This is a genomic window from Lachnobacterium bovis DSM 14045, from assembly GCF_900107245.1.
In the GTDB taxonomy this organism is placed as follows: domain Bacteria; phylum Bacillota; class Clostridia; order Lachnospirales; family Lachnospiraceae; genus Roseburia; species Roseburia bovis.
This window is the reverse complement of record NZ_FNPG01000019.1, coordinates 36,366-49,935: the sequence shown is the minus strand read 5'-3', so window position 1 is coordinate 49,935 and position 13,570 is coordinate 36,366. Positions and strand designations below refer to the sequence as shown.

The following is a 13,570-nucleotide window of genomic DNA, read 5'->3' as shown; positions in this document are numbered from 1 at the left end:
GATTATCATGAAATTACAAGAATTAAAAAAAGTATTAAAAAATAGATTCACAGTAAAAGTTGTTGCAGGTGTTTTATCAATTTCTATGATTGCAACAGGAGCTTCAGTATACAGCGTGTATGCTGAAAAAACTCAGACAGAAGCAGAGCAAGAGGAAAAAGATAAGACAGTTGATGAATTAGTAGACAAAGAAACAAATAATGTTTCTGAAAAAGACGTTGAAAAAGAAGAAACAGTATATGTTCTTTCAACAGCAAGTGGTAAAACTAAAAAAACTATCGTATCAGAACATTTATTAAACAGAGATAAAAAAGATAGAATACAAGATAAATCAGATCTTGATAATATTAAAAATGTAAATGGAGATGAAAAATTTACAAGAGACGGAGATAACCTTAAATGGGAAGCAGATGGAAAAGAAATTTTCTATCAAGGAACAACTAAAAAAGATGCTCCAGTTTCACAGAAAATTACATATAAATTAAACGGAAAAGAAATTTCACCAAAAGATTTGGCAGGAAAATCAGGAAAAGTTACAATTCGTTTTGATTATAAGAATAATACAACATTTAAAGAAACAGTAAACGGTGAAGAAGTTGAGGTTTGTGTTCCTTTCGCAGCAGTAACAGGATTAACTTTAGATTCTAAGTTTTCAAATGTTGAAATTACAAATGGTAAGTTAGTAAATGTTGGCGAAAAAACAATGGCAGTTGGATATGCACTTCCAGGAGTAAAAGATTCTCTTGGTGTAACAAACAGTGATTTTACAGATAAGGTTAATATTCCTGATTACATTGAAGTAACTGCAGATGTTAAAAACTTCTCATTAGATGGTTCTATGACAGCAGTTGTTAATGCAGCTTCATTAATGGATAATAAATCAGAAAACAACTCTGATTTAGACTCAATGGTAAATGAATTAGTTGATGCAACAAATAAATTACAGAATGGTTCAAAAGAATTATCAGATGGATTAGGAACATTAGACAGTAAATTTAAAGAATATGCAGCAGGAGTTGGAACGCTTCAAAATGGTATTAGAGAATACACAAATGGTGCAAGCAAAGTCGCAGATGGAACAGTTTTAGTAAACAATGGATTAAAAGTTTTATCAGCAAACTTACCTGCATTATCAAGTGGATTAGATCAGCTATCTACTGGTGTTTCTCAAGCAAAAGCAGGTAGTGATAAGTTAGTTGCTGCATACAAAGGTAATGGAACAGCTCAAAATCCTGGACTATACAATGTTACACAACAGTTGAAACAAGGTGTAGATAATTTTGGACCAACTATTAATAATTCAATTGATGCATCAAGAAATCAGATTATTGCACAAGTAAATGCAGCATTAAAAGATTTTAACCTTACTGTTACACCTGAAAATCATACACAGATTATCAATGCAGCAGTTAATGCGTTAACACAGAAAATGGCAGCATTACAGGCAAGAGGTGCAACTCCAGAACAGATAGCACAAGGACAAAAACAGATTATTACATCTATTGCATCATTAGAGCAGGCAGAAGGTGCACTTAATACATTAGAGCAGACAAAACAAAGTTTAAATGGAAATGCTGGTATAGGACAGTTAAAGGCTGCTGTTAATGGTATTTCACAGTACGTTGGTAGTCCAAGCAATCCAAATTCATTGTATGGTGGAACAGTAGCATTATCAAATGGTTTAGGAAAAATTGAAGCAGGTACATCAACAATGCGTTCTAAACTTCCAGAATTAAAACAAGGCGTAGATAAATTACAAGGTGGATCACAGCAATTAGTAAACGGATCAAGCGCTTTAGTTGCAAATAACGGAAAATTAAATGATGGCGCAGCAAAATTAAATGATGCTACAGGTCAATTATCAGTTGGTATAGCAAAATTAAGTGATGGATCTAAACAGCTTTCAGATGGTATGCTCAAATTTAACGAAGATGGAATTTCAAAAATTGTAAATTCTTATAATGGAGATTTGAAACCATTTGCAAATAAATTACAAGCAATGTTAGATGCAAGTAAAGATTATAACAGTTTTGCTGGAATTTCTGATGGAACAAAAGGCAATGTTAAATTCATATACAAAGTAGATGAAATCAAAAAATAAGTATATATATATTTGAAAAAGTGATAATATAATGTGTATAATATGTAAAAGATAATAGTGGTAGGAGGAAAAATATGACATTGGTTGAAAATTTACTAATCATTATAGGTTTATCCTTAGATGTTTTTGCGGCAATGGAATGTCAAGGATCCTTGGTTAGAAAAGTCGATAAAAAACATTTGTCATTAGTTACGATTATAATAGTTGTAGCCCACTTGTTAGCACTTTATTTAGGCTATTTCCTAGCTACGCTTCTATCGAAAAATGGTGATACTTCAGAAGAAGTGTTCATCGGACATATTCTTGCAATCATTATTTTGTTTGGTCTAGGGATTAGATTAATAGTAAAAGCTATTATCAATGAACAGATAAATGAACATTTAGAACAACATCTTGGTATTAAACGATTTATACCATTGACAGGTTTAACAGGTATATATACATTAGTTGCTGGTTTTGCCTTTGGTTTCATTGGAACTACTATCTGGCAGTTGTTGATTATGTTAGCTGTAGCGCTTGTTTTGTTTGTTGTCGGTGGAATGTATTGCGGATTTAGATTCGGATTTGAATCAAAAAGACGTGCATATGTTATAGGAGCAATATTATTAATAATTGCAGGTATTGATATGATAATACGTTTGATATTGAACACAGGGATGTAGTGAAATCTATAAAAGTAGTGAGAAGTAAATACGTAGATGGGCTATCTAGAAACTTACACTCTAAAAGAGTAATATAAGTCAAATGAAAAGAGACTGTAAAAGACGTTAATGTTTTTTGCAGTCTTTTTTACGTTATAGTTTTTTTTTCTCTAATATGTTACAATAATAAAAAAACGAAAGGTTTTATTGTGAAATAATGAAAGTTTTCTTGAAAAAATATAAAGAACATAGAAAGAAAAAACAGATTTTTTATAAAGAAGCAAAAACAGAAATTGCTAAGCGAAATTTACATACATTAAGAACAATAAGTATTATAGTTACTTTTTTAATATTATTATTGATTACAATTACTCCATTATTGGTAAAAACATGGAGAATTACAATTCAGTATATTATTTTTGCACCAGTTGCAGCAATATTTGCCATTATTGCTATTGTTGCGATATCTGAAGATGTAAAAAGTCCTAAACTTATAAATGGATTGTGTATGCTCTTTGAAATAGTAATTATGGGATTTATTATGGTAATTGATATTTTCCCATATCCAGATAGCCAATGTACATTTACACCGTTAGCGTTAGCTGTTTCAGCAACATTATTTATTTTTCCAGAAGAATATGAATATCTGTTTTTAACGATGTCAGAGGCAGTATTTATATACCTGACATATTCTCAAAAACATGAATTTGTGGCTAGAGGTGATATATTTGCATCACTCGTAGGCTTTTTTGTAGCGATAGTTTTGTATAATTTATTTACCAAAATTCATTTAAGTTATCATTTAGTAAAAGAGCAGTATATTAAGGTGAGTCAGAGAGACGAGTTAACAGGAACGCTGAATAATATCGTTTGTGAAAATCAAATGAGAGAATACCTTAGATTGAAAGATGACAAGGATAATGTCGCTCTTATTTGCATAAACCTTGATTATTTTAAAAAAGCAAACGAAATATTAGGTAAGACTGCTTGTGATAATATATTAAAAAAATTTGGAAAACTTTTAAAAAAAGTATATTCAGATAATGCCATAATTGGAAGGAATAAGGGCGATGAGTTTATCGTTTTAATGAAAAATGTTATAAATGAAGAAGATATTGCGTTAAGATGTTCAGAAATTCGAATAGGTCTTGAAGAAATGTCAAATGTAGAATTAGATGTGCAGCTAACCTGTAGTATGGGAATAGTGTGTACATCTGATAAGTTTTATTCATTTGATGATTTAAAAGGTATAGCTATGGATGCATTATATATTGCTAAAAATCATGGAAGAAATCGCTTTATCATCAGAAATCCTAAAAAAATTGGACAAAGTATAAACAAGAAAAAGTTTATTATAGTTGCACATAATAAAGAGAAAGAATTTAAAGCAATCAGGGATAAATTTGGAGATTCAGCAGATGTTTTGTGGGCAAAAAATGGAAAAGAGACTGTTGAACAGATTAGTTTATATTCAAGACGAATTAATGCATTGATTTTGAATATGGACTTTGAGGACTACGATGGTTATGATATTTTACATTTTATGAAAACAAGAATCTATACCAACAAGATTCCGGTATTAGTTTTAGCAAAGGATGAAAAAACAGTTGATAAGGCAATGCTTTATGGTGCGGATGAGGCATCATATTTTCCAATTGATACAACAGATATTAAGCTAAAAGTTGATCATATAATGCACAATAATGCGCAGATAGGAGAGCGTAGTGTTAAATAGAGATGATGAGATAATAAATAGATTCAATAAACAATATGGAACTAAATTATATTGTTATTTAAAATATTCGACACCATATGAATTATTGTTTTCAACTATCTTGAGTGCACAGTGCACAGATGAAAGAGTCAATCAGGTTACTAAAAATCTTTATAAGAAATATGATAGTCTTGAGGCTTTTGCAAAAGCAGATGTTGACGAATTAGCAAAAGACATTTATTCGCTCGGGTTTTATCGTGCAAAATCTAAAAATCTTGTCGCTTGTGCAAAGGTTTTGTTAGAAAAATATAATGGAGATTTGCCAAAAAGCTTAGAAGAATTAGTGGCTTTACCAGGTGTGGGGCGTAAAACAGCGAATGTAATTCGTGGAAATCTATTTAATGATCCAAGTATAGTGGTGGATACTCATGTAAAACGAATTTCAAAAAGATTAGGTTTTACTAAAGAGACAGATCCTTTAAAAGTAGAGATGGATTTGATGAAAAAATTACCAAAAGAGCAATGGATATTATGGAATTTGCATCTTATAACATTTGGGCGAACTGTTTGTTTTGCAAAAAAGCCAATGTGCAAGGAATGTTTTTTAAATGATTTATGCAATTCTAAAGATAAGGTGGTATAGATGAATTTTATAGATGATTACACTGTTTTAGACTTAGAAATGACAGGTTTATCAGTGAAAAAAGATAAAATAATAGAGATTGGTGCAATAAAAGTTAGAAATAATGAAATAGTCGATACTTATAAATCTTTTATTAATCCACACGTTAAATTAAGTAAGAAGATTATAGATTTGACTGGAATTGATGATAGCATGTTAAGCACAGCACCAGAAGAAGATGAAGCAATGTATAAATTGATTGATTTTGTTGGTGAAGATTGCATCATTGGACAAAATATTATCTTTGATTATAGTTTTATAAAGCAGTGGGCAGTAAATAAAAATGTAAAATTGGATTTATATTATTGTGATACATTAAAAATAGCAAGAGAGCTTTTGCCAAAGGATGAGAAAAAAGACTTAGAAAATCTATGTAGTTTTTTTAATATTAAAAGGGAAAACGCACATAGAGCATTAGATGATTCTTTTGAAACAATGCAGGTATATGAAAAATTGAAACAAATTGCTAAAAATAATAATATCGAAAAATTATGTTTTTTACCCCAAAAATTCAATGTTAAACTAAAAAAACAAATGCTTGCAACTAAAAAACAAAAAGAGCAGTTAAATCGATATTTAGAAATGAAAAATATTGAATATAAAATTAATTGGGAGACTTTAACTAGAAGTGAAGCCTCCCGAATTATGGACAAATTATACGTTAAGTATGGTAGATAGCTTCAAGTTTGTGAACTAAAGACTCTTTAGTAATTATTTGCAGACTTGAAGCTTTGCTAATTAAATCAGGAATTTTATCATCTTTTCCTGAGTCTTTATAAATATCAGCAAGTTTAGTATAAATACAGCCAACATCGGCATGTATTGAAACAGCAAATTCAAGTAATTCGATTGCGTTATTAACATGATTTGACTCGATTAAATCATTGGAATATTTAATGATGGTTGCAATCAATTTGTTGTAATTATTTTCGTATTCAGATAATATCTCAAGATTTCCTACACCATATTTTAATTTTAAATCTGTGTTAGTCATTCCTGAAAAATTAATTATTTTTTTGTCGGCCAGATTTCTAAAATCGTTTTCGGCGTCAGTATTAATAATAGGTGGAAATCTTTCAAGAGGTATGCTAATATAATCAAGTGTCGAAATATCAGCTTTTCTAGTAGAATTAGCTTCATATTCTTTTTGCCAGAAAGCTGCTTCAACTTCGGCTTGTTTAGCATCGGATTTATGTATATGATAAGTTAAAATAGCAATAAAAATAATAAAAATAGTTAGGCATGGAAACATGGCAATTATCCCTTTCTATATAAATTTTTTAACTTACTTATAGTATATCGTAATAAAAGAAAAAGAGGTAAATAGAATGAAAAAAATTAATAATGACAAGAAGAAAAGAATTTTAGCAATTATATCAGCAGTTTTAATTTTAGCAATGATGGTAACATCTTTTTTGGCAAGTTTTGCAAAGTATTAGAAAAACCTTGAAAAAACATGGTATTATGATACAATATCACAAGTGAGACAGCTAAAAGTTTACTAAAAATAAAGATAATATTTATTAAGAAGGTTAAAGAAATTATGCAATTTAAGAAGGTTAAAGAAGTTATGCAATTTGAAAAAATTAAGAAAGTTATGCAATTGCCAAATGCAAAGAAAAGATGCACTATTGCAGTAGGAGTTGTTGCATTATTAGGAGTTACTTGTGGAGGAATAGCTTTTGCTAATGTTTCAAAGGATAGCGGTATAATAAAAAAAGGAGTTTATATCGGAAAAATCAATGTTGGTGAAATGAATTCCAAACAAGCTAAAAAGGCTATAGAGGAATATGTCGATACTTTTAACAAATCTAAATATACTTTAGAGGGTCCAAATGGTAAAATCGAAGTTACACCCGAAGAACTCGGAATTAAAGCAGATGAAGAAGCTACAGTTAACGAGGCAAAGGCAGTAGGAAGACGTGGTAACTTGATTAAACAATACAAAGAGAATCAAGATATTAAAAATGGTAAGATTAGTGTTTCTCTTAAATTAGTTGCAAATAGAAAAAAAACAGCTAATTTTTTAAAAAATCATAAAGATGAATTATGCATTAAAGCTAAAGATATGTCTTTGGTTAAAGAAGGAGATAAATTTAAAGTAGTTGGTGGACAAAAAGGTAAAGAAATCAGCTACGAAAAATCAGTATATAAAATCAACAATTTCTTGGCTGATAAATGGGATTCAAGTGAAAAAGATATTAAGCTTGTCTCAAAAGTTGTAGAGCCAAGAGGAAATAAAAAAGAATTATCAAAAGTTAAGGATTTACTAGGAAGTTATACGACTAACTTTGCATCATCAAGTGCGGGAAGAGCGAAAAATGTAAGAAATGGTGCTTCAAAGATTAATGGTACTATTTTATACCCAGGTGATGAATTTTCAGTTTATGAAACAGTTAGTCCATTTACAAATGAAAATGGCTACGAATTAGCTGGTTCATATTCAAATGGAACTGTAGTTGAAACATTCGGTGGTGGTATTTGTCAGGTGTCTACTACACTTTACAACGCAGTAATTAGAGCAGAATTAAAGGTTACAACTAGACATAATCATTCATTGATTGTAAATTATGTTAAACCATCAGAAGATGCAGCAATTGCTGGAACATCTAAAGATATGAGATTTGTAAATAATACAAAGAGTCCAATATACATTGAAGGTGTATGTAATGGTGGCAATATTACATTTAGTATTTATGGTCAAGAGACTAGAGAAAAAAATAGACAAGTATCGTTTGAAAGTCAGGTGTTAAAAGAAACACCAGCACCAACTGAGTTCAAAATAGATGGTGGAGCACAACTTGGTTCCTTTGCATCAACTCAGGCACCACATAAAGGCTATGTCGCACAATTATGGAAGATTGTAACAATAAACGGAAAAGAAAAGAGTAGAGAAGTTTTCAACAAGAGTACATATCAAGCTTCACCTAAGATAATCACTGTAGGTGTAGCTGGTGCATCAGGAGAACAAGTAGGTAGAATTAAAGCAGCAGCAGCATCAAAAGACGAAGGTGCTGTAAGAGCAGCAGTTGCAGCAGTTAAAGCTGAAATTGCACAGTCACAGAAGCAACAGCAAGAGGCGGCAGCAGCAGCACAGGCAGCACAAGAGCAAGCTCAAAAAGCTCAGTCGCAAAATACTCAACCACAGCCAGCTCAACCAGCACAGCCACAGCCTGTACAGCCACAACCAGCACAGCCACAGCCAGAACAACCACAACCGGCAGTACCTCAAACACCAGCTGCGCAGTAAGTTTTGCAAAAAATATATAATTTTTGTATAATGGTATCATATGATTTTTAAATAAAAGAAAAGGAAGGTTCTATGAAAGCAGGAAAAGTATCAGAAGCTATTTTAAAGAGATCTATTTTAAAACAACTAAATAGTAAAAATGAAAATGTGATACTTTCTTCAGCTGTAGGGGAAGATTGTTCAAGGATTAGCGTCAGAGATGAAGAGGATATTGTTTTTTCGGTTAATCCTATAACTATTCCCTTAGAGGAGGATAAAATTGGAGAAAGAGCGGTATATAGGGCCTTTAATAATGTAATAGCTAAAGGCGCGACCCCAGTTGCGCTTTTGGTGAGTTTACTTGTACCCACAAGTTCTAATGAACAAAGTATTAGAACTATAATTAAACAGCTAGATGCTGCCGCGGCGAAGCTGGGAGCTCAAGTTATAGGTGGTCATACAGAATGCTCAAGAGCAGTTAATGTACCTATAGTGACTGTAACGGGAGTTGGCCTGGCAAAAAAGGATTATGTTGCATGTAATAGAAAAGTAACCGCGAACATGGATATAATAGTTACTAATTGGATTGGAATGGATGGAACATTGGCACTTGTTGCGAATAAAAGAGAAGAATTATTAACTAGATTTACAGAACCATTCTTGGATAAAGTTAATGTATTTGAAGATTATTTGTCTATAGAAAAAGAGGCACAAGTTGCCTATGACAATAATGCTATAACAATACATGATATTTCTGAGGGGGGAATCTTAGGTGCACTTTGGGAATTAGCTGAAGGTGCTAAAGTAGGTTTAGAAATTGATAGCAGAAAGATTCCAATTAAACAAGAAACAATAGAAATATGTGAGTACTTTAAAATTAATCCATATAAGTTATCATCTATGGGAAGCACTTTAATTGTTGCAGAAAATGGCAATCCAATAGTTGATGCTATCAAAAAAAATGGTAAAAGTGCAGAAATTGTTGGAAGGACAACAGATTCTAAAGACAGGGTGCTTATGATTGGTGATGAAAGAAGATTCTTAGAAACACCACAGACAGATGAGCTTAGAAAAGTACTTGTATTTTAATTTAATATCCAATAAAAAGTACCTAGTAAAAAAGAAAGGGAGAAAAGTGGAATTATGCGTGAGAAAATTTTAACTTTTATTGAAAAAAACAGTAGAATAGATTTAAATGAGCTTGCTATAGTATTAGGCGTTGATGTCTCAACTGTAGTAAATGAGCTTGAGGCAATGGAAAAAGAACATATAATTTGTGGATATCATACTCTTATCGATTGGGATAAAGCAGGTATCGAAAAAGTTTCAGCTTTGATTGAAGTTCGAGTAACACCACAAAGAGGAATGGGCTTTGATAAAGTAGCAGAAAGAATTTACAATTATCCAGAAGTAAATTCAGTATATCTAATTTCTGGTGGATTTGATTTAATGGTAACTCTTGAAGGAAAAACATTAAGAGAAGTTTCAAAATTTGTATCAGAAAAATTATCAGCACTTGATACTGTATTAAGTACAAAAACAAACTTTATTTTGAAAAAATATAAAGATCATGGAACTGTAATGACTGCTCCAACAAAAGACGAAAGGATTATGATGTTCTAATGAGAAACCCATTATCAAAAACAATAACAACAATTCAACCTTCAGGCATCAGAAAATTTTTTGATATTGTTAGTGAAATGGATGATGCTATTTCCCTTGGTGTAGGTGAACCAGATTTTGATACACCATGGCATATTAGAGATGAGGGTATTTATTCCCTTGAAAAAGGAAAAACATTTTACACTTCTAATTCAGGCTTAAAAGAATTAAAAATAGAAATCATAAAATTCTTAGAGAGAAAATATGGTCTTTCATATGATTACATGAATGAAATAATGATTACAGTTGGTGGTAGTGAGGCTATTGATATTGCAATGAGAGCTATGCTTGATCCAGGTGATGAAGTATTAATTCCACAGCCAAGTTATGTATCATATGTACCATGCTGTATTCTTGCAAATGGTACACCAGTGCCAATTGAATTACAGGCAAAAGATCAGTTTAGATTAACAGCAAAACAGCTTGAAGATGCAATAACAGATAAAACAAAATTGTTAGTTTTACCTTTCCCTAACAACCCAACTGGAGCTATTATGGATAAGGAAGATTTAGAAGCAATTGCTAAAATAGTTATTGAGCATGATTTATATGTTTTGAGTGATGAAATTTATTCTGAACTAACTTATACAGAAGGTAAATCTCATGTTTCAATTGCTTCTTTACCAGGCATGAAAGAAAGAACTATTGTGATTAATGGTTTCTCTAAAGCATTTGCAATGACTGGATGGAGATTAGGTTATGCGTGTGGTCCAAAAGTTATTTTAGATCAGATGTTAAAAATTCATCAGTTCGCAATTATGTGTGCGCCTACAACAAGTCAGTATGCTGCTGTAGAGGCAATGAAAAATGGGGATAAGGATATCGAAATGATGCGTGAAGAATATAATGGACGAAGACGTTATTTATTACATCGTTTTAAAGAGATGAAATTAGAGTGCTTTGAACCATTAGGAGCTTTTTATGCTTTCCCATGCATTAAAGAATTTAACATGACTTCAGAAGAATTTGCTACAGAATTCTTGAAAAATAAAAAAGTAGCTATCGTTCCAGGAACAGCATTCGGCGATTCTGGGGAAGGTTATTTAAGAGTATCATATGCATATTCATTAGATGACTTAAAAGTTGCGTTAGATAGATTAGAAGAATTTGTAACAGAGTTAAGAGAAAAAAAGAATAAATAAGTATTTAAAATTATAGACCTAAAGCCCATTGATTATACAATGGGTTTTGGTGTATAAAGAAATAATATTAAATTTTGAAATGCATATAAGTGACATGAGAGTATGCAAAAGAACAATAAAAAAGAAATAATAATTTTAGATAGGAAGTAATATAATGGCAGAATTAAATATTGTATTGTATGAACCAGAAATACCAGCAAATACAGGAAATATCGGAAGAACATGTGTTGCAACAGGAACTAAATTACATTTGATAGAGCCACTTGGCTTTTCTTTAGACGAAAAACATTTAAAAAGAGCCGGAATGGATTATTGGAAAGATTTAGATGTTAAAACATATGTAAATTGGGAAGATTTTTGCAAAAAAAATCCAAACGCAAAGATTTATTATGCAACTACAAAAGCAAAAAAAACTTATGTTGATGTAAATTATGAATCAGATTGTTTTATAATGTTTGGAAAGGAAAGCGCAGGAATACCAGAAGAAATATTAAAGATGAATAGGGAAACTTCTGTCAGAATTCCTATGATTGGAGAAACAAGATCACTTAACTTATCTAATTCTGTGGCAATTGTTTTATATGAAGCGTTACGCCAAAATAAGTTTGACCACATGAAATTAGAAGGTGAACTTCATAGATTAAAATGGGATGAATAAAATGAACATAATTAAAGCGATAAACTTAGTTCACGAATTTATTAAACGTGATGAAGAGAATAATGTAGTAGGTATAACAAAAGCTCTCGATAATGTTGATATTGAGATTAAAGAAGGAGATTTTGTGGCTGTTTTAGGACATAATGGTTCAGGTAAATCAACATTTGCAAAGCACATTAATGCTTTACTTAGTCCAACATCAGGAACACTTATTGTAGATGGAAAAGATGTTTTACAAGCGTCAAATAGATTAGACATCAGAAAGAAAGCCGGTATGGTTTTTCAGAATCCAGACAATCAGATTATTGCGAGCATTGTTGAAGAAGACGTTGGATTTGGGCCTGAAAACTTAGGTATTCCAACAGATGAAATTTGGGAAAGAGTTGATAGAAGTTTAAAAACAGTTGGAATGACTGAATACAGAAAGCATTCTCCTAACAAATTGTCAGGTGGACAAAAACAAAGAGTTGCAATAGCAGGTGTTGTTGCTATGGAACCTAAATGTATTATTTTAGATGAACCTACCGCTATGTTAGACCCAAATGGAAGAAAAGAAGTAATTGAGGCAATTACAGAACTTAATAAAAAGAAAAATATTACAGTAATTTTAATTACACATTATATGGAAGAGGTAGTAAATGCCGATTATGTCTACGTAATGGAAAAAGGTAAGGTAATAATGAAGGGTGTACCAAGAGAAATTTTCTCTCAGGTTGAAACATTAAAAAAACACAGATTAGATGTACCACAGATTACTCTTTTAGCACATGAGTTAAAGCAAAGTGGGCTAAATATACCAGATGGCATTTTGACAAGAGAAGAATTGATAGATGCGTTATTAAAAGCATCACAGGGATAATGGTACAGAGTGAAAAAAGAAAGAGGATATTATGTCAATAATTTTAGATAAGGTTAGCTATTTATATGGAAAAGATACTTCATATGAGATTATGGCATTAAATGATATAAATTTAAAAATAGATGATAATGAATTTATAGGAATTATAGGTCATACAGGATCGGGGAAATCCACATTGACTCAACATCTAAATGGTCTGCTTAAAGCGACATCAGGACATATTTATGTTGATGGTGAAGATATTTATGATGATGATTATGACATGAAAAAATTAAGAGGAAAAGTTGGCTTGGTTTTTCAGTATCCTGAGCATCAACTATTTGAAACAACAGTTTTTGAAGATGTTTGTTTTGGACCTAAGAACCAGGGTTTGGATAAAAAAACAGTAGAACTTAGAGCTTTTGAAGCACTTTATAATGTTGGTTTGCCAGATGATTTGTATTATTCTTCTCCATTTGAATTGTCAGGAGGACAAAAAAGAAGAGTTGCAATTGCTGGTGTATTAGCTATGAAACCAAAAGTTTTGATTTTAGATGAGCCGACAGCCGGATTAGACCCAGCTGGTCGAGATGAAATCTTTGATCTGTTAAAAAAGATGCAAGAAGAATTGGAAATGACAATAGTCTTAGTATCACATAGTATGGAGGATGTAGCCAATTATGTGAAACGAATAATTGTGATGGATAAAGGCCATATAATGCTTAATGGTAATCCGAGAGAAGTCTTTAAATACTATAAAGAGCTCGAAAGAATTGGCCTAGCTGCTCCACAGGTGACATATTTGATGCATGAATTAAAGGCAAGAAATTTGGATGTAGATGTAGATGTAACTACTGTTGAAGAGGCAAAAAAAAGTATATTAAAGGCTTTAGGGAGATAGGA

The 13,570-nt window shown here is 31.5% G+C and carries 13 protein-coding genes; 12 read left to right on the top strand and 1 reads right to left on the bottom strand.

The features are described 5' to 3' along the window. The first annotated feature begins 7 nt into the window (after positions 1–7). From BLV79_RS08285 to BLV79_RS08265, 5 genes are all read left to right on the top strand, one after another. Positions 8–2,101, top strand: a complete 2,094-nt coding sequence (locus BLV79_RS08285) for a hypothetical protein (protein ID WP_074718002.1) — start codon at positions 8–10, stop codon at positions 2,099–2,101. Positions 2,102–2,175: 74 nt separating this feature from the next. Further along, the gene (locus BLV79_RS08280; protein WP_074718000.1) at positions 2,176–2,763 is read left to right on the top strand and encodes a manganese efflux pump MntP; all 588 of its coding nucleotides are present in this window, start codon (positions 2,176–2,178) and stop codon (positions 2,761–2,763) included. Between the two features lie 208 nt (positions 2,764–2,971). Then, positions 2,972–4,477, top strand: a complete 1,506-nt coding sequence (locus BLV79_RS08275; RefSeq protein ID WP_159429344.1) for a GGDEF domain-containing protein — start codon at positions 2,972–2,974, stop codon at positions 4,475–4,477. Next, a complete protein-coding gene (gene nth, locus BLV79_RS08270) occupies positions 4,467–5,099 on the top strand; it encodes an endonuclease III (RefSeq protein ID WP_074717996.1) in 633 nt (210 codons plus the stop codon). Before BLV79_RS08275 ends, nth begins: the two co-directional genes overlap by 11 nt. After that, entirely contained in the window at positions 5,100–5,816 is a 717-nt protein-coding gene (locus BLV79_RS08265) for a 3'-5' exonuclease (RefSeq protein ID WP_083354509.1), read from the top strand. Here BLV79_RS08265 and BLV79_RS08260 read toward each other — a convergent pair. Then, positions 5,800–6,390, bottom strand: a complete 591-nt coding sequence (locus BLV79_RS08260; protein WP_074717994.1) for a hypothetical protein — start codon at positions 6,388–6,390, stop codon at positions 5,800–5,802. The genes BLV79_RS08265 and BLV79_RS08260 overlap by 17 nt on opposite strands. Before the next feature lie 291 nt (positions 6,391–6,681). Between BLV79_RS08260 and BLV79_RS08255 the strand changes: the two genes are divergently transcribed. From BLV79_RS08255 to BLV79_RS08225, 7 genes are all read left to right on the top strand, one after another. Beyond that, a complete protein-coding gene (locus BLV79_RS08255) occupies positions 6,682–8,388 on the top strand; it encodes a VanW family protein (RefSeq protein ID WP_143470237.1) in 1,707 nt (568 codons plus the stop codon). Positions 8,389–8,460: 72 nt separating this feature from the next. Further along, positions 8,461–9,456: an AIR synthase related protein gene (locus BLV79_RS08250; RefSeq protein WP_074717992.1), complete on the top strand. Its 996-nt coding sequence runs from the start codon at positions 8,461–8,463 to the stop codon at positions 9,454–9,456. A gap of 54 nt (positions 9,457–9,510) precedes the next feature. Then, a complete protein-coding gene (locus BLV79_RS08245; RefSeq protein ID WP_074717990.1) occupies positions 9,511–9,990 on the top strand; it encodes an Lrp/AsnC family transcriptional regulator in 480 nt (159 codons plus the stop codon). Further along, positions 9,990–11,171, top strand: coding sequence for an aminotransferase class I/II-fold pyridoxal phosphate-dependent enzyme (locus BLV79_RS08240; protein WP_074717988.1), 1,182 nt, complete (start codon positions 9,990–9,992; stop codon positions 11,169–11,171). Before BLV79_RS08245 ends, BLV79_RS08240 begins: the two co-directional genes overlap by 1 nt. 154 nt (positions 11,172–11,325) lie before the next feature. After that, positions 11,326–11,829 carry a tRNA (cytidine(34)-2'-O)-methyltransferase gene (locus tag BLV79_RS08235; RefSeq protein ID WP_074717986.1) on the top strand — a complete coding sequence of 168 codons (504 nt, stop codon included), beginning with the start codon at positions 11,326–11,328 and terminating at the stop codon, positions 11,827–11,829. Between the two features lies 1 nt (position 11,830). Continuing rightward, the gene (locus BLV79_RS08230; protein ID WP_074718037.1) at positions 11,831–12,688 is read left to right on the top strand and encodes an energy-coupling factor transporter ATPase; all 858 of its coding nucleotides are present in this window, start codon (positions 11,831–11,833) and stop codon (positions 12,686–12,688) included. A 31-nt stretch (positions 12,689–12,719) separates the two neighbouring features. Further along, positions 12,720–13,568, top strand: a complete 849-nt coding sequence (locus tag BLV79_RS08225; RefSeq protein WP_074717984.1) for an energy-coupling factor transporter ATPase — start codon at positions 12,720–12,722, stop codon at positions 13,566–13,568. Positions 13,569–13,570 lie beyond the last annotated feature (2 nt).

Bases quoted from the DNA above. Each gene is read 5' to 3' on its own strand.
- BLV79_RS08285 (WP_074718002.1), top strand. From the start codon at position 8: ATGAAATTACAAGAATTAAAAAAAGTATTAAAAAATAGATTCACAGTA.
- BLV79_RS08280 (WP_074718000.1), top strand. From the start codon at position 2,176: ATGACATTGGTTGAAAATTTACTAATCATTATAGGTTTATCCTTAGAT.
- BLV79_RS08265 (WP_083354509.1), top strand. From the start codon at position 5,100: ATGAATTTTATAGATGATTACACTGTTTTAGACTTAGAAATGACAGGT.
- BLV79_RS08260 (WP_074717994.1), bottom strand. From the start codon at position 6,390: ATGTTTCCATGCCTAACTATTTTTATTATTTTTATTGCTATTTTAACT.
- BLV79_RS08255 (WP_143470237.1), top strand. From the start codon at position 6,682: ATGCAATTTAAGAAGGTTAAAGAAGTTATGCAATTTGAAAAAATTAAG.
- BLV79_RS08250 (WP_074717992.1), top strand. From the start codon at position 8,461: ATGAAAGCAGGAAAAGTATCAGAAGCTATTTTAAAGAGATCTATTTTA.
- BLV79_RS08245 (WP_074717990.1), top strand. From the start codon at position 9,511: ATGCGTGAGAAAATTTTAACTTTTATTGAAAAAAACAGTAGAATAGAT.
- BLV79_RS08240 (WP_074717988.1), top strand. From the start codon at position 9,990: ATGAGAAACCCATTATCAAAAACAATAACAACAATTCAACCTTCAGGC.
- BLV79_RS08235 (WP_074717986.1), top strand. From the start codon at position 11,326: ATGGCAGAATTAAATATTGTATTGTATGAACCAGAAATACCAGCAAAT.
- BLV79_RS08230 (WP_074718037.1), top strand. From the start codon at position 11,831: ATGAACATAATTAAAGCGATAAACTTAGTTCACGAATTTATTAAACGT.
- BLV79_RS08225 (WP_074717984.1), top strand. From the start codon at position 12,720: ATGTCAATAATTTTAGATAAGGTTAGCTATTTATATGGAAAAGATACT.